General features: G+C 72.4%; 19 protein-coding genes. 15 read left to right on the top strand and 4 right to left on the bottom strand.

Annotation, left to right across the window (positions count from 1 at the left end; all coding sequences use genetic code 11):
- Positions 1-186: 186 nt before the first annotated feature.
- From AB0M46_RS14915 to AB0M46_RS14880, 8 genes are all read left to right on the top strand, one after another.
- Complete coding sequence (locus tag AB0M46_RS14915) at positions 187-1,101, top strand: heme o synthase (protein WP_363336188.1); 915 nt, start codon at positions 187-189, stop codon at positions 1,099-1,101.
- Positions 1,102-1,361: 260 nt separating this feature from the next.
- Positions 1,362-1,685: a hypothetical protein gene (locus AB0M46_RS14910; RefSeq protein WP_363336121.1), complete on the top strand. Its 324-nt coding sequence runs from the start codon at positions 1,362-1,364 to the stop codon at positions 1,683-1,685.
- Between the two features lie 44 nt (positions 1,686-1,729).
- The gene (locus tag AB0M46_RS14905) at positions 1,730-2,635 is read left to right on the top strand and encodes a hypothetical protein (protein ID WP_363336120.1); all 906 of its coding nucleotides are present in this window, start codon (positions 1,730-1,732) and stop codon (positions 2,633-2,635) included.
- Between the two features lie 84 nt (positions 2,636-2,719).
- Complete coding sequence (locus tag AB0M46_RS14900; RefSeq protein WP_363336118.1) at positions 2,720-3,340, top strand: hypothetical protein; 621 nt, start codon at positions 2,720-2,722, stop codon at positions 3,338-3,340.
- 4 nt (positions 3,341-3,344) lie between these two features.
- Entirely contained in the window at positions 3,345-4,061 is a 717-nt protein-coding gene (locus AB0M46_RS14895; protein ID WP_363336116.1) for a TIGR03089 family protein, read from the top strand.
- Positions 4,062-4,107: 46 nt separating this feature from the next.
- A complete protein-coding gene (locus AB0M46_RS14890; protein WP_363336114.1) occupies positions 4,108-4,446 on the top strand; it encodes a metalloregulator ArsR/SmtB family transcription factor in 339 nt (112 codons plus the stop codon).
- Positions 4,443-4,889 (top strand): SRPBCC domain-containing protein, encoded by a 447-nt coding sequence (locus AB0M46_RS14885; RefSeq protein ID WP_363336112.1) that lies wholly within the window; start codon positions 4,443-4,445, stop codon positions 4,887-4,889. The genes AB0M46_RS14890 and AB0M46_RS14885 overlap by 4 nt, the downstream gene beginning before the upstream one ends.
- 7 nt (positions 4,890-4,896) lie before the next feature.
- Positions 4,897-5,658 carry an alpha/beta fold hydrolase gene (locus AB0M46_RS14880; RefSeq protein WP_363336110.1) on the top strand — a complete coding sequence of 254 codons (762 nt, stop codon included), beginning with the start codon at positions 4,897-4,899 and terminating at the stop codon, positions 5,656-5,658.
- Here AB0M46_RS14880 and AB0M46_RS14875 read toward each other — a convergent pair.
- The 3 genes from AB0M46_RS14875 to AB0M46_RS14865 all read right to left on the bottom strand — a co-directional run bounded on the left by AB0M46_RS14875 (position 5,642) and on the right by AB0M46_RS14865 (position 7,442).
- A complete protein-coding gene (locus AB0M46_RS14875) occupies positions 5,642-6,334 on the bottom strand; it encodes a hypothetical protein (RefSeq protein ID WP_363336108.1) in 693 nt (230 codons plus the stop codon). The two genes, AB0M46_RS14880 and AB0M46_RS14875, sit on opposite strands and share 17 nt — an antisense overlap.
- A 1-nt stretch (position 6,335) precedes the next feature.
- Positions 6,336-6,941 carry an ATP-binding cassette domain-containing protein gene (locus tag AB0M46_RS14870; RefSeq protein ID WP_363336106.1) on the bottom strand — a complete coding sequence of 202 codons (606 nt, stop codon included), beginning with the start codon at positions 6,939-6,941 and terminating at the stop codon, positions 6,336-6,338.
- 186 nt (positions 6,942-7,127) lie between these two features.
- A complete protein-coding gene (locus AB0M46_RS14865) occupies positions 7,128-7,442 on the bottom strand; it encodes a hypothetical protein (protein ID WP_363336104.1) in 315 nt (104 codons plus the stop codon).
- Between the two features lie 138 nt (positions 7,443-7,580).
- Here AB0M46_RS14865 and AB0M46_RS14860 point away from each other — a divergent pair, with 138 nt between their 5' ends.
- Positions 7,581-8,300, top strand: coding sequence for a DUF4184 family protein (locus tag AB0M46_RS14860; RefSeq protein WP_363336102.1), 720 nt, complete (start codon positions 7,581-7,583; stop codon positions 8,298-8,300).
- On the top strand, positions 8,254-8,787 hold the full coding sequence (locus AB0M46_RS14855) for a GNAT family N-acetyltransferase (protein ID WP_363336100.1): 534 nt from the start codon (positions 8,254-8,256) through the stop codon (positions 8,785-8,787). Before AB0M46_RS14860 ends, AB0M46_RS14855 begins: the two co-directional genes overlap by 47 nt.
- Here the strand turns inward: AB0M46_RS14855 and AB0M46_RS14850 are convergent.
- Positions 8,745-9,662 (bottom strand): COX15/CtaA family protein, encoded by a 918-nt coding sequence (locus tag AB0M46_RS14850; RefSeq protein ID WP_363336098.1) that lies wholly within the window; start codon positions 9,660-9,662, stop codon positions 8,745-8,747. The two genes, AB0M46_RS14855 and AB0M46_RS14850, sit on opposite strands and share 43 nt — an antisense overlap.
- A gap of 212 nt (positions 9,663-9,874) precedes the next feature.
- Between AB0M46_RS14850 and AB0M46_RS14845 the strand changes: the two genes are divergently transcribed.
- From AB0M46_RS14845 to sufC, 5 genes are read left to right on the top strand one after another with little or no spacing between them, the layout of a single operon-like run.
- Positions 9,875-10,597, top strand: a complete 723-nt coding sequence (locus AB0M46_RS14845) for an ArsR family transcriptional regulator (protein ID WP_363336186.1) — start codon at positions 9,875-9,877, stop codon at positions 10,595-10,597.
- Positions 10,594-12,000 carry a Fe-S cluster assembly protein SufB gene (sufB, locus tag AB0M46_RS14840; protein WP_363336097.1) on the top strand — a complete coding sequence of 469 codons (1,407 nt, stop codon included), beginning with the start codon at positions 10,594-10,596 and terminating at the stop codon, positions 11,998-12,000. Before AB0M46_RS14845 ends, sufB begins: the two co-directional genes overlap by 4 nt.
- The gene (sufD, locus tag AB0M46_RS14835) at positions 11,997-13,139 is read left to right on the top strand and encodes a Fe-S cluster assembly protein SufD (RefSeq protein WP_363336095.1); all 1,143 of its coding nucleotides are present in this window, start codon (positions 11,997-11,999) and stop codon (positions 13,137-13,139) included. Before sufB ends, sufD begins: the two co-directional genes overlap by 4 nt.
- A complete protein-coding gene (locus tag AB0M46_RS14830) occupies positions 13,136-13,462 on the top strand; it encodes a bifunctional 3-phenylpropionate/cinnamic acid dioxygenase ferredoxin subunit (RefSeq protein ID WP_363336093.1) in 327 nt (108 codons plus the stop codon). Before sufD ends, AB0M46_RS14830 begins: the two co-directional genes overlap by 4 nt.
- Positions 13,459-14,235, top strand: coding sequence for a Fe-S cluster assembly ATPase SufC (sufC, locus tag AB0M46_RS14825; protein WP_363336091.1), 777 nt, complete (start codon positions 13,459-13,461; stop codon positions 14,233-14,235). The genes AB0M46_RS14830 and sufC overlap by 4 nt, the downstream gene beginning before the upstream one ends.
- Positions 14,236-14,244 lie beyond the last annotated feature (9 nt).

The raw sequence follows: 14,244 nt of genomic DNA, 5'->3' as shown, positions 1-14,244 counted from the left end.
GTCTCGGCGGGACCCTCGCTCCGCCGCACGCTCCACCCGACCTCGGCCCGCCAGCACGATCCGGCCGGCGGGCGTCAGGCGCGGCCGACGCCGGAAGGTGGCACTCCAGACGTGACGCAGCTCGTCGACCACGCAGTCGTAGATCAGCGCGGGTCCGGGCCGGTCCGTCCCACGTCGGCGGCGGCCCTGGCCAGGGCTCAGCAGGCGGAGGCGGCCGGACGGCGGGCGAGTCTCGCCGCGGTGGTGAAGGCGTACGTCTCGCTCACCAAGCCGCGCATCATCGAGCTGCTGCTGATCACCACCGTCCCGGTGATGTTCCTGGCCGCGCGCGGCCTGCCCTCGCTGTGGCTGGTCCTCGTCGTGCTGGTCGGCGGCTCGCTCGCGGCCGGCGCGGCCAACGCGCTCAACTGCTACATCGACCGCGACATCGACCAGCTGATGAAGCGCACGTCGCGCCGTCCCCTGGCCACCCACACCGTGTCGCCGCGCAGCGCCCTGATCTTCGGGCTGACCCTCGCCGCGGTCTCCACGGTGCTCATGGCGACGCTCACCAACCTGCTCGCCACCGCGCTGACCGTCGGCGCCATCGCCTACTACGACCTCGTCTACACGCTGTGGCTCAAGCGCACCACGCCGCAGAACACGGTGTGGGGCGGCGCCTGCGGGGCGGCCCCGGTGCTGATCGGCTGGGCCGCGGTCACCGGCGGGCTGTCGTGGACCGCCTGGATGCTGTTCGCGGTCGTGTTCCTCTGGCAGCCGCCGCATTTCTACGCGCTGGCGATCAAGTTCAAGGACGACTACGCGCGGGCCGGCATCCCGATGCTGCCCGTCGTCGCGAGCATGCGCCGGGTCGGGATCGAGACGGTGGTGTACAGCTGGCTCACCGTCGGCGCCTCCGTCGCGCTCTGGCCGATGGGGATGACCCCGCTGTACGGCATCGTCGCGGTCGTCACCGGCGCGCTGCTGCTGGTCGAGGCGCACCGGCTGCACGGCCGGGCCCGGCGCAACGAGCCGCTGAAGCCCATGCGGCTGTTCCACTGGTCGGTCACGTACCTCACGCTGCTGTTCATCGCCGTGGCCGTGGACGCCCTCATCCAGTAGGGCCCCAACCCCGCCCGAAATGCCGGTCTCAACGGGACTTCACCCAGAAACGCCCGAATTTTTTGTCATATCCACGCCGGTTTACCGGAAGTGACAAACGTCTCGCCGTGAGCGCCGCGACGGCGTGAGGAAAATCCGGATATTGACCGATTTGGCCGGGCGAATCGGCGCGGGGGGCCAGTAAACCTGTTCGTAACAACGGTCACAACGGCGACGCAGTTCACCCGCACGTGGCCTGACGTCCCTCTAGTGTGGCGCTCATGGCAGATGGTTCAGATACGACGATGACCCTGAGCCGCCCGGTGCCGGGCAGCCTCATCACCGGCATCAAGTCCTTCGCGGAGGACCACGGCGGCGCCAAGGCGGTCATCGAGTACGTCGGCCGGCGCGGTGCCCGCATCGTGCTCGTTGGCGAGGACGGCGTCTGGGGCGACCAGTTCGCCGATGGCACGGACATTGCCCGCTCCGCCTGCATGCAGGCCGGGGTCACGATCGAAAACGGGTGGGAGCGCGAGCTGCTGGAGCAGATGCGGCCGAGCAACGACCTGTGGCGCTCGATGGGCCGCCGCACGCTGTCGCGCTGAGCGGCGTCCGGACCGACCTGGACCACCGGCGGTATCGTCGCCGGGTGAGCCAAGATCAGACCTTTTCGTCCACCGCGACCCGGGCCGCCGCCCGGGTCGCTCTCGTTACCTGTGCCGACCTGCCCGACCTCGACGAGGACGACCGGGCGCTGGTGCCGGCCCTCGCCGAGCGCGGGATCGCCGCCGAGCCGGTCGCCTGGACCGACCCGGGCGTGGACTGGTCCGCCTACGACCTCGCCGTGATCCGCAACACCTGGGACTACGCCCGCCGCCGCGAGGAGTTCGTCGCCTGGGCCCGCGGGGTGCCGCGGCTGGCCAACGCGGCCGCCGTGATCGAGTGGAACACCGACAAGCGTTACCTGCGCGACCTCGCCTTCGCCGGCATCCCCGTGGTCCCCACCGCCTGGGTCGAGCCGGGCGAGCAGTGGCGGCCGGTGGGCACCGGCGAGATCGTGGTGAAGCCGGCGGTCAGCGGCGGCAGCATCGACACCGGGCGCTACGACCTCGCCACCCAGGCCGACCGGGCCGCCGAGCTCGTGCGCACCCTGCTGGCCGACGGGCGGGTGGTGATGATCCAGCCGTACCTCGCCGGGGTCGACACCGCCGGGGAGACCGCGCTGCTGTTCTTCCACGGGACGTTCAGCCACGCCATCCGCAAGGGCGCCATCCTCACCGGACCCTACGAGGGCACCGAGAAGCTGTACCAGAACGAGAACATCTCGCCGCGCGAGCCCTCCGCCGCCGAGCTGGCCCTGGCCAAGGAGGTCCTCGCCGCGCTGCCGGCGCCGGCCGAGGAGCTGCTCTACGCCCGGGTCGACCTGCTGCCGTCCCCGGAGGGCCCCGTCGTCATCGAGGTCGAGCTGACCGAGCCGTCGCTGTTCCTCGGCCACGCCCCGGGCTCGGCCGGCCGCCTGTCGGACGCCATCGAGCGGCACCTGCGGCTCCGATAGCGACCCAGCACGCCGATCACGCCGGCCGCCTGTCGAGCGGCGCCTGCGGCTCAGGTGGCGGCCCCGCGCGCCGATGTGGACGGGGTGAAACGGCGCATCGGCGCGGCTCTCGTGCTGACCGCCGCCCTGACCTGCGGGGTGGCGGGCTGCAGCATGCTCCCGGGCCTCGGCGACGGCACCGGCGACACCTCCACCGGCAAGGGTCCGGGCAAGGTGGTGAACCTGCCGGAGAAGACCGTGTACCTGCGCGGCGACGCCGGCCCGTCGCCCGGCGTCACCGGCAGCGCGGTCCGCGGCCCGATCGCCTCCATGTCCCCGTTGCCGACCCGGGCCCGCGCCACCGTCACGCGCGGCGCCACGCCGGCCGACTGCACCGGCGTGGTGCGCCCGGGCGTGGTCAACGGCGCCGACGTCACGCCCGGCACGACCTCGGCCGTGGTCAGCTGGTGGAACATCGGCGATCCGGCGATCGTGGAGTACCGGCTGGCCCCGGTGCCCCAGCATCTCTACATGGGCAGCCAGCCGCCGTGGGCCTGGCAGACGGTGGCGCCGGCCCGGGGCTGCACCCGGGTCAGCAGCACAGTTACCGGGCTCACCTCCGGCGCGCCCTACGTCTTCGTCGTCCACGCGGTGCTGAAGCGGTACGAGTCGCTGCCCCCGAACGCCCCGGAGGTGGCGCGCAGCAACGCCGTTGTGATGCGGTAGGGCCATGGCGAACCTTCCGGAGGCGGCCGACGCGCCGCTGCTGACGTACTACGACGACGCCACCGGCGAGCGGACCGAACTGTCCGCCACCGCGCTCGGCGAGTGGGCCGCGCGGGTCGCCGGGCTGCTGCGCGAGGAGTGCGGGCTGGGCGACGGCAGCCGGGGCGCGGTGCTCCTGCCGCCGCACTGGCTCACCGCCGCCGCCCTGCTCGGCGCCTGGTCGTCCGGGATCGCGCTGTCGCTGCGGGTCAAGGCGACCGCCGGCCTGCCGTCGCTGGAGCCCGGCGGGGACGCGCCGTTCGACGTGACCCTCGTCGCCGCCGACCGCATCGGCTCGTGGCTGGAGGACGTGCCCGAGGGCAAGCACCGGTTCTCCTGCTTCGCCGAGGATCCGCCCGAGGGGTACCGCGACCTGCGCGCCGCCCTCGACACGCACCCGGCGCACGTGCCGGCGTTCGGGCGGACCAGGAGTACCGATGCCGCCAGCGTCGACGGGACGACCTTCGGCGAGTGGGGCGGCCTGGCCGCGGAGCTCGGGGAGCGCTTCGGGCTGCGGGCCGGGGACCGGCTCCTGGTCGACGCCGCCGAGCACGAGCACCCGGTGAAGTGGCTGCTGGCCCCGCTGGCCGCGGGCGCCTCCGTGGTGCTGTGCGCCAACGCCACCCCGGAGGCGCTCAGGGCGCACGCGAAGGCCGAGGGGGTCACCCGCACCCTGCAATGACAACCAGTTGGTTGTTAAAGCGATCGGTTGTGGGTACGGTCGGGGCATGGCGGTTGTCACCGACGAGCTGAGCCTCGTCTTCGCGGCCCTGGCCGACCCGACCCGGCGGGCCATCCTGGAGCGTCTCGCCGAGGGCGAGGCCACCGTGCACCAGCTGGCCGAGCCCTTCGCGATGACCCAGCAGGCGGTCTCCAAGCACCTCAAGGTGCTGGAGAACGCCCGGCTCATCTCGCGCGGCCGCGCCGCCCAGTCGCGCCCGTGCGCGCTGGAGCCCGAGCGCCTGGCCGAGGCGGTCGGCTGGATCGAGCGGCACCGGCAGGTGTGGGCGCAGCGCCACGACCGCCTGGCCGCCCACCTGCAGCGCCTGCAGGGCGGTGCCGCATGACGGAGGTGGGTGAGCTCACGTTCAGCCGGATCCACGAGGCCGGCCCCGAGCTGCTGTTCGACTGCATGACCAGGCCCGAGCACCTGACCCACTTCTGGGGCCCGGCCGGCACCACCACCCCGCTCGACGGCATCGTCGTCGACCTGCGCCCCGGCGGCGCCTTCGAGACCACGATCGTCGGCGGCGACGGCGGCACGCACACCATGCGGGCCGTGTACGCCGAGATCGACCGCCCGCGCCGGCTCGTCTGGATCGAGCCCGGCGTCGAGGGCGGCATGCGCACCGAGATCACCTTCGTCGACCTCGGCGACGGCCGTACCGAGGTCGTCACCCACCAGACCAACGTCCCGGCCGCCTTCCTCGCCGCCCAGGCCCGGGCCGGGTTCGCCACCAGCCTGGACCGCTTCGACGCCTACCTGGCCGACCTCACCCGAGACCGTTAGGAGCCCCATGCCCACCGTCACCTCGACCGACGGCACCGCCATCGGCTACGAGCGCACCGGCGCCGGTCCCGTCCTGGTCCTGGTCGACGGCGCCATGTGCTACCGCGCCGCCGGGCCGATGCGCCCGCTCGCCGCCCTGCTGCGGGAGCACTTCACCGTGGTCACGTACGACCGGCGCGGCCGGGGCGAGAGCGGCGACACGCCGCCGTTCGACCCCCGGCGGGAGGTCGAGGATCTTCAGGCCGTCGTCCGGGCGGCGGGCGGGTCGGCCCGCCTCTGCACCATGTCGTCCGGGGGCGCGGTCGGGCTGGCCGCCGCCGCGCAGGGCTCCGGCATCACCGCGCTCGCCGTCTACGAGCCGCCGTTCGTCGGGCCCGACCCGGCGTACTCGGCGCGGCTGGCCGAGCTGCTCGCCGCCGGCCGCCGCGGCGACGCCGTGGCGCTGTTCATGGGCAGGGTCGGCATGCCGGCCGAGGCGATCGCCGGGTTCCGGGCCTCGCCGGCCTTCGCCACCCTGGAGGCGATCGCCCCGACCCTGGCCTACGACGACGCCGCGCTCGCCCCGGGCAAGGTGCGGCCCGAGGTGACCGCGTCCGTGGTGGTGCCGACCGTCGTCGTCGCCGGCGGGGCCAGCCCGGCGTGGCTGCGCGACGCCGCCCGGGAGACCGCGGCCGCCCTGCCCGGGGCCGCCTTCGAGGTGCTGGACGGCCAGACCCACGACGTCGACCCGGCCGCCCTGGCCCCCCTGCTGGTCAAGCTGCTGGGCTGAGCCGCATGTGCCGGCGGCGGCGCAGGCGGACCGCCGTCAGCGCCGCCGTCAGGCCGACCAGCAGCAGCGCGCAGGCCGCGCCGTGGGCCAGGCCGCGCTGCAGGTAGCCGGCGTCGGTGAGGTCGATCGCGTAGGTGCCGATCTCCCGGTTCGACCACAGCGGCAGCAGCTTGGCCGAGCTCTTGGCCGGGTCCATGAGGAACTGCAGGCCGACCATCGTGATGAGCAGCAGCGTGCCCTCCAGGTCGCGGGGCACCACGGCGCCGATGAGCAGCCCGAGCGGCGCCGCCACCACGACCGTCACGGCGATCATCAGCCCGACCGCGGCCGGCCGGCGCAGGTCCTGGTCGACGGCGATGATGACCCAGTAGGCGGCGCCGAGGGTCAGGCCGATGCCGATCAGGGCGAGCAGCCGCCCGGTGTAGAGCTGCCAGGGCCGGTAGCCGCCGATGCGCAGCCGCGGCTCGGCGCCCTTGGCCGCGGTGCCGGAGAACAGGGCCAGGGCGCTCACCGCGAAGGCCAGGCCGAGGCTGGCGAACCGGATCGACTGGCCCACCTTCTCGTCGTGGCGGGCCAGGTAGAAGGCGAGCGGCACGAAGGCCAGCAGGGCGAGGGCGCCGCGGCGGCGCAGCAGGTCGCGGGCCACCATTTCGGCCACGATGAGGGTCTTGCGCATCTCACACCGCCACGGGGGTCAGGTCCAGAACCGTGTCGACCCGGTCCAGGACGTTGAGCATGTGGGTCACCACCACGACCGCGCGGCCCTCCTCGCGCCAGCGGAACACCCACTCCCAGAAGTCGGTGTAGGAGCCGCGGTCGAAGCCCTGGTACGGCTCGTCGAGCAGGATCAGGTCCGGGTCCCCGAGCGCGGCCAGCACCAGGTTCAGCTTCTGCTGGGTCCCGCCGGACAGGTGCCGGGCCGTGGCCGGGCCGCTCGTGTCCCACGACAGCATCCGCGCCATGCGCCGGCCGGCCCTGCGCGACGCCGCCCGGCCCGTGCCCCGCGCGGCGCCGAAGAGCTCGAAGTGCTCGTCCGGGCACAGGAACTGGAACAGCCCGGCCTGCTGGGGGCAGTACCCGACGGTGCCGCCGATCGTCACGGTGCCCTCGTCGGGGCCGACCAGCCCGGCGCAGATCTTGAGGAACGTGGACTTGCCGGCGCCGTTCGCCCCGACGACCGCCGCGACCTGTCCGGCGCGCACCGTCAGGTCCACGCCGTTCAGGACGCTCCTGCGGCCGTAGCGCTTGGCTATGCCGCGGGCTTCCAGCCGTACCATTGCCATAAATCGGATCGTAACGGTGCCACGGCCGGATCGATGCCCCGACGAAGTCCAGGGCCGTCCGGGCCGGCCGTCATATGCGATCCCCGGGGTGATGAGCGGCCGGGAGCCGAGCCTGCCGAGCATCGGGGACTCGCGGGGCGGAACAAGGGCACCGGCGCCGGCCCCGCGGGGCCGGCGCCGGTGTGCCTACAGGAAATCGGTGAATCCCGGACGGAATCGGTCATCGGGCTTCCCGAATGTCGTGAATGCGAGTCCGCCCCGTGGTTCGACCCCCGGGAGATGTTCGATCATGCGATCGTGTTCAATGACACACGCCAATGCCTGTGTCAGGTCGGACTCGAGCTGGTGGACCGCCTCTTCGAGGTCCTCCTCCCGCCGTGACCAGTCGATGTCGGCCTCGCGTAGCTGCTGTCCGGCGAGCTTCGCGACGGCCTCCGGATCGGTGACCGCGACTTCCAGGCGGCAGTAGATCTGCATGATGAGCGGTTCCGTGTGCCCCATCGAAGAAGGGTCGCACATCGATGATGCAGGGCTCCAGAAAGTGCAGATGAATTTACAACTCGGCAATGCTGTGCGAGTTTCGTGATGATCCGGTGCAGGTGAGCCGCGACGGCGCCGGCCGCTGGCAGCATTCGCCCCGTGCCCTCGACCTTGCCGACCCATCCGCTGGCCGTCCTGCCGCTCAAGCTCTGGCGCCCCCGCTGGTTCGACGGCGTCGCCCTGGCCACCGGCGCCTGCGCGCCCGACTACGCCTACGCCCTGGACGGCATCGGGGTGCGCATCCCCGGTCACACGATTCCGGCCCTGCTGTGGTGGTGCCTGCCGACCGCGGTCGCCACGGCGTGGCTGATCCGCCGGGGCGCGCCCGGGGTCGCCGCGCACCTGCCGTGGTGGCTGCGCGACTACGGGGTGCTGGCCCGGGTGCGCCACCGCTGGTACGTCACCGCCTGGTCGGCCCTGCTCGGCGCTATCAGCCACCTGCTGTGGGACCTCGTCACGCACCCGGGCCCGGTGGCCGCGTGGTGGGCGGTCCGCCGGGTCAGCGACGCCATGGGCCTGGTGCTGATGCCGCTGCTCATCTGGTACGTCGGGCGCAGCCACCTCCTGCGGCGGTGGCACGGCGAGCCGCCCGCCGTCGCCCGGCGCCCGGCCCGCTTCTGGGGCGTGGCCGCGGCGGTGTGCGTCGCCGGCGCGCTGGTCATCGGGGAGCTGCGCGCCGACTACGCCGATCACCTGCACGTGCTCGGGGTGCGGGTCTTCGCCGCCGTGACGCTGGCGTTGCTGGCGGGGGCGTTCGCCGTACAGTCGGCTGGTGTTGACGACAGATCGCCTGCTCCTGCGCCGCTTCCGCGCCGATGACGCCCCCGCGCTGGCCGCCTACCGTTCGGATCCGGACGTGGCGCGGTACCAGAGCTGGGACGCGCCCTTCCCGCTGGCCGCGGCCGAGGCCTTCGTCGCGGACCTCCAGCGGCGGGACCCGCGGGCCGAGGGCTGGTTCCAGTACGCCATGGACTTGGACGGCCACCTGATCGGCGACATCGGGGTGAACCGCCACGACGAGGGGCGCCAGGCGGAGATCGGCTTCACGCTGGCCCCGCGGTTGCAGGGCGGCGGCTACGCGTCCGAGGCCGTCCGCCGGGTGGTCGGCCACCTGCTCGCCGAGGAGGGCCTGCACCGCGTGCACGCCTCGGTCGACGGCCGCAACGCTGCCTCCTCACGCCTGCTGCTGCGGCTGGGCTTCCGCCTGGAGGGCCACGAGATCCAGAGCTACTGGGCCAAGGGAGAGTGGACCGACGACCTGCGCTACGCGGTGCTGGCCAGCGAGTGGTCGCGCTCCGCGGCCTGAACCCGGCGCGGCCGGACGGCCAGCAGCAGGTTGATCGTCGCCGTCCACACCAGGCAGGCGCCCAGCATGTGCGCGATCACGACGGGCCAGGGCAGGCCGTTGAAGTACTGCACGAAGCCCACCACCCCCTGGGCCAGCTCGGCGAGCACGAGGAGCGCCGCCGCCCGGGTGACCCGCAGCGGCGCGCCGAGGGCCCGCAGCCCGAACCACACCGCGATCGAGAGCCCGACGAGCACGAACACCACGTCGGCGTGCAGCTGCGACATCGCCTCGGGGTCGAAGCCGGTGCGGCTGGCCCGGGTGTCCCCGGAGTGCGGCCCGCTGCCGGTGACCACGGTCCCGAGCACGAGCGTCGCCGCCGACACGGCGGTGATGAGCACCCCCGCCGTCTGGATGGCCCGTGGCGCCGTCCAGCGCGGCGGCTCCGGCCGGGTGCGCTGCCAGAACACCACGGCGATGGCGATAAGCACCATGGAGAGCAGGAAGTGGGCCGCGACCGTCCACGGGTTGAGGGCCATCCGCACCGTGATGCCGCCGAGCACCCCCTGCGCGGCGATGCCGGCGAGCACCCAGACCGCCCCGCGCAGCGCCGTCCCGGCCTTGCGCCGCTGCCGCCACGCCGCGGCGAGCGCCACGACGGCGAACGCGCTGAGCACGAACGTGAGCGTGCGGTTGCCGAACTCGATGACGCCGTGGTAGCCCATGGCCGCGGTGGTCACGTAGGACTCGTCGGTGCACCTGGGCCATGTCGGGCAGCCCAGGCCGGAACCGGTGAGCCGCACGAGCCCGCCGGTGCAGACGATGCCGATGTTGGCGATCAGCAGCGCCAGCGCGGAGCCGCGCAGCGTCGAGTCCCGATCGAGCCAGTCGTTCACGCTGCTCACCATTCGCCCCACGGCGGCGATACTACGCGCGGCTACATATCGGTGCTCAGGCCGCCTCGCGGCCGGCCCCGCGCCGGGTGTGGGTGGGTTTGGTTAGGGTTACCTTCCGTGCGGTGGATCACCCGGGCGGTGGTTTGCTCGCGGTTGGCGAATTACGTAACGTTGGTGTTGTGAAAAACGCCGACGCGGTGTCGCGTGCGCAGGTGCCAGGTGCGCCCGCGCCCGATGGCGTGCAGGCGTGCCCGGCCCCGCTCGACGTGCGCACCCGCGACCGGGTCACCGAGCTGCTGCTCCAGCAGGGGTCGGCCACGGCGACCGAGCTGGGGGTCGCCCTCGGGCTGAGCCCGGCCGGGGTGCGCCGGCACCTCGACGCGATGCTCGCCGAGGGGCTGGTCGAGTCCCGCGAGCGGCCCGACCGCGGGCGGCGCGGGCGCGGGCGGCCGGCGCGGGTGTTCACGCTCACCGCGGCGGCCCGGGAGACGCTGCCGCACACCTACGACGGGCTGGCCACGGCCGCGTTGCGCTGGATCGCCGAGCACGGCGGGCCGGCCGAGGTCGCCGAGTTCGCCGCCGCGCAGGTCACCGCGCTCGAGGAGCGCTGCCGGGCGGCCATGGCGGAGGCGGGGGAGGACCCGCTGGCCCGGGCCGAGGCCCTCGCGCGGGCGCTGACGGCCGAGGGATACGCTGCCGGCGCGACCACGATCGCCACCGGTGGACAGCTGTGTCAGCACCACTGCCCGGTGGCCCACGTGGCCGCGGAATTCTCCCAGCTGTGCGAGGCCGAGACCGAGGTGATCTCGCGCCTGGTCGGCACGCACGTCCAGCGGCTCGCCACCATCGCCAACGGCGACGGCGTCTGCACCACCCATATTCCGGCCCGGGTAGAGCCCGGAGCCCGTTCCGATAGGCAAAGGATCGTGAGATGACGACTGCCGATCAGCTTGCCGGTCTCGGCCGGTACGAGTACGGCTGGGCCGACTCCGACACCGCAGGGGCCTCGGCACGCCGGGGCCTCAACGAGGACGTCGTGCGCGACATCTCGGCGAAGAAACGCGAGCCGGAGTGGATGCTCGACCTGCGGCTCAAGGGCCTGCGGCTGTTCGGGCGCAAGCCGATGCCGGCCTGGGGCGCGGACCTGTCGCACATCGACTTCGACAACATCAAGTACTTCGTGCGCTCCACCGAGAAGCAGGCCGCCAGCTGGGACGAGCTGCCCGAGGACATCAAGAACACGTACGACAAGCTGGGCATCCCCGAGGCCGAGAAGCAGCGGCTGATCGCGGGCGTGGCCGCGCAGTACGAGTCGGAAGTCGTCTATCACAAGATCCGCGAGGACCTCGAAGAGCAGGGCGTGGTCTTCCTGGACACCGACACGGCGCTGAAGGAGCATGAGGAGCTCTTCAAGGAGTACTTCGGCACCGTCATCCCGGTCGGGGACAACAAGTTCGCCTCGCTCAACACCTCGGTGTGGTCCGGCGGGAGCTTCATCTACGTGCCGAAGGGCGTGCACGTGGAGATCCCGCTGCAGGCGTACTTCCGGATCAACACCGAGAACATGGGCCAGTTCGAGCGGACGCTCATCATCGTCGACGAGGGTGCGTACGTGCACTACGTCGAGGGCTGTACCGCGCCCATCTACTCGTCGGACTCGCTGCACTCGGCCGTGGTCGAGATCGTGGTGAAGAAGAACGCGCGCTGCCGGTACACCACCATCCAGAACTGGTCGACCAACGTGTACAACCTGGTCACCAAGCGGGCGGTGTGCCACGAGGGCGCCACGATGGAGTGGATCGACGGCAACCTCGGGTCGAAGGTGACCATGAAGTACCCGGCCGTTTACATGACCGGCGAGCACGCCAAGGGCGAGGTGCTCAGCGTGGCCATGGCCGGCGAGGGCCAGCACCAGGACGCCGGGGCGAAGATGGTGCACGCCGCCCCGCACACCTCCTCGACCATCGTGTCGAAGTCGATCGCGCGGGCGGGCGGGCGGACGTCGTACCGCGGCCTCGTGCAGGTGCTCGAGGGCTCGCACCACTCCAAGTCCACCGTCAAGTGCGACGCGCTGCTGGTGGACACCATCTCCCGCTCGGACACGTACCCCTACGTCGACATCCGCGAGGACGACGTCTCCATGGGGCACGAGGCGACCGTCTCGAAGATCAGCGATGACCAGCTGTTCTACCTGATGTCGCGCGGCCTGACCGAGGACGAGGCGATGGCGATGATCGTGCGCGGCTTCATCGAGCCGATCGCCAAGGAACTGCCCATGGAGTATGCGTTGGAGCTCAACCGGCTCATCGAGCTGCAGATGGAGGGCGCGGTCGGATGAGCGCCCCCGTCCTCGTTCCCCCGAAGACGCGCGCCCAGCAGGTGCGCTCGTTCGACGTCGCCGACTTCCCGGCGCTCACCGGCCGTGAGGAGGAGTGGCGCTTCACGCCGCTCAAGCGCCTGCGCGGGCTGGCCACCGCCACCGCCGGACCCGGCGCCACCGCGCCCAAGGCCGAGGCGGGCGAGCTGCCGGCCGGCGTCACGGTGACCACCGTGGACCGCGGCGACCCCCGGGTCGGCTCGGCGCTGACCCCGTTCGACCGGATCAGCGCGCTGGCCGCCGGCGCCGCGACCGAGGCCCTCGTCATCGGGGTGGCCCGCGAGGCGGTGCTGGAGACCCCGGCGGTCGTCCGGCTCGTCGGCACCACCACCGAGACGGCGTTCGGCCACACGGTCGTCGAGGTCGGCGCGCTGGCGGAGGCCACGGTCGTGCTCGAGCAGACCGGCTCGGTCACGCTGGCCGACAACGTCGAGGTGCTCGTCGGCGACGGGGCCCGCCTCACCCTGGTCACCGTCACCGACTGGGCCGCCGACGCCGTCCAGGCCCAGCACGTGCGCTTCCGGCTCGGCCGGGACGCCAGGGTCACCCACGTGCAGGTGACCCTCGGCGGCGACCTCGTGCGGCAGTACACCAGCGTCGACTACGCCGGCCGCGGCGGCGAGATCGACGCGTTCGGCCTGTACTTCGCCGACGCCGGCCAGCACTTCGAGCACCGGCTCCTCGTCGACCACTCGGTGCCCGACTGCCGCAGCAACGTCGCCTACCGCGGCGCGCTGCAGGGCGCCGACGCGCACACGGTGTGGGTCGGCGACGTGCTGATCCGGGCCGAGGCGACCGGCACCGACACCTACGAGATCAACCGCAACCTGATCCTGACCGACGGGGCGCGCGCCGACTCGGTGCCCAACCTGGAGATCGAGACCGGCGAGGTGGCCGGCGCCGGCCACGCGAGCGCCACCGGCCGCTTCGACGACGAGCAGCTGTTCTACCTCATGTCCCGGGGCATCCCGGACGAGCAGGCCCGCAAGCTCGTCGTGCGCGGCTTCTTCCACGAGCTGCTGCAGAAGGTCCCGGTCGAGCAGCTGCGCGACCGGCTCGGCGCGGCCATCGAGGCCCGGCTGGAAGAGGCCGGGGCATGATCCGTGTCTGCGCGGCCGCCGAGGTGGCCAAGGGCGAGGCTGTCCAGGTCACGGTCGAGGGGACCGAGATCGCGCTGGTCCACGCCGACGACGACAACTTCTACGCCGTCTACGACGAGTGCTCGCACGCCGCGGTGCCGCTGTCGGAGGGCGAGATCGAGGGCTGCACCCTGGAGTGCTGGCTGCACGGCTCGCGCTTCGACCTGCGCACCGGCGAGCCGACCGGCCTCCCGGCCACCGAGCCGGTCCCGGTGTACCCCGTCGAGGTCCGCGACGGCGACGTCTACATCGATCTGAACCCGAGCAACGGAGTCTTCAAGTGAGCGAGCTCTCGATCAGCAACCTGCAGGTCTCGGTCAAGCTGCCCGATGGCGAGCTCAAGCCGATCCTCGCCGGGGTCGACCTCACCGTGCGCGCCGGGGAGACCCACGCGATCATGGGGCCGAACGGCTCCGGCAAGTCCACCCTCGCGTATTCGATCGCCGGCCACCCGAAGTACCAGGTCACCGGCGGCTCGGTGACCCTCGACGGCCAGGACGTGCTGGCGATGACCGTCGACGAGCGGGCCCGCGCCGGGCTGTTCCTGGCGATGCAGTACCCCGTGGAGGTCCCCGGCGTCTCGGTGGCCAACTTCCTGCGCACCGCCAAGACCGCCATCGACGGCGAGGCGCCGAAGCTGCGCACCTGGGCCGGCGAGCTGCGCGGCGCGATGGAGAAGCTGCAGATGGACCCGGCGTTCGCCCAGCGCAACGTCAACGAGGGCTTCTCCGGCGGCGAGAAGAAGCGCCACGAGATCATGCAGCTGGAGCTGCTCAAGCCGAAGATCGCGGTGCTGGACGAGACCGACTCGGGCCTGGACATCGACGCCCTGCGGATCGTGAGCGAGGGCGTCAACCGGGTCCGCGAGCAGGGCAACACCGGGCTGCTGCTCATCACCCACTACACGCGCATCCTGCGGTACATCAAGCCGGACTACGTCCACGTGTTCGTCGACGGACGGATCGTGGAAGAGGGCGGGCCCGAGCTCGCCGAGCAGCTCGAAACCACCGGGTACGAGCGCTTCCAGGCCGACGCCGGCACGGCCTCCATCGCTTAGGGGCAGACC

It is taken from the genome of Dactylosporangium sp. NPDC051485 (assembly GCF_040682015.1).
Taxonomy (GTDB): domain Bacteria; phylum Actinomycetota; class Actinomycetes; order Mycobacteriales; family Micromonosporaceae; genus Dactylosporangium.
This window is presented reverse-complemented; position numbering and strand designations above follow the sequence as displayed.

What these genes read in the sequence shown, in the direction of transcription:
- AB0M46_RS14830 (WP_363336093.1), top strand. Translation starts at nt 13,136, where the DNA reads ATGATCCGTGTCTGCGCGGCCGCCGAGGTGGCCAAGGGCGAGGCTGTC.
- sufD (WP_363336095.1), top strand. Translation starts at nt 11,997, where the DNA reads ATGAGCGCCCCCGTCCTCGTTCCCCCGAAGACGCGCGCCCAGCAGGTG.
- AB0M46_RS14870 (WP_363336106.1), bottom strand. Translation starts at nt 6,941, where the DNA reads ATGGCAATGGTACGGCTGGAAGCCCGCGGCATAGCCAAGCGCTACGGC.
- AB0M46_RS14885 (WP_363336112.1), top strand. Translation starts at nt 4,443, where the DNA reads ATGACGGAGGTGGGTGAGCTCACGTTCAGCCGGATCCACGAGGCCGGC.
- sufB (WP_363336097.1), top strand. Translation starts at nt 10,594, where the DNA reads ATGACGACTGCCGATCAGCTTGCCGGTCTCGGCCGGTACGAGTACGGC.
- AB0M46_RS14880 (WP_363336110.1), top strand. Translation starts at nt 4,897, where the DNA reads ATGCCCACCGTCACCTCGACCGACGGCACCGCCATCGGCTACGAGCGC.
- AB0M46_RS14910 (WP_363336121.1), top strand. Translation starts at nt 1,362, where the DNA reads ATGGCAGATGGTTCAGATACGACGATGACCCTGAGCCGCCCGGTGCCG.
- AB0M46_RS14890 (WP_363336114.1), top strand. Translation starts at nt 4,108, where the DNA reads ATGGCGGTTGTCACCGACGAGCTGAGCCTCGTCTTCGCGGCCCTGGCC.
- AB0M46_RS14895 (WP_363336116.1), top strand. Translation starts at nt 3,345, where the DNA reads ATGGCGAACCTTCCGGAGGCGGCCGACGCGCCGCTGCTGACGTACTAC.
- AB0M46_RS14865 (WP_363336104.1), bottom strand. Translation starts at nt 7,442, where the DNA reads ATGGGGCACACGGAACCGCTCATCATGCAGATCTACTGCCGCCTGGAA.
- AB0M46_RS14875 (WP_363336108.1), bottom strand. Translation starts at nt 6,334, where the DNA reads ATGCGCAAGACCCTCATCGTGGCCGAAATGGTGGCCCGCGACCTGCTG.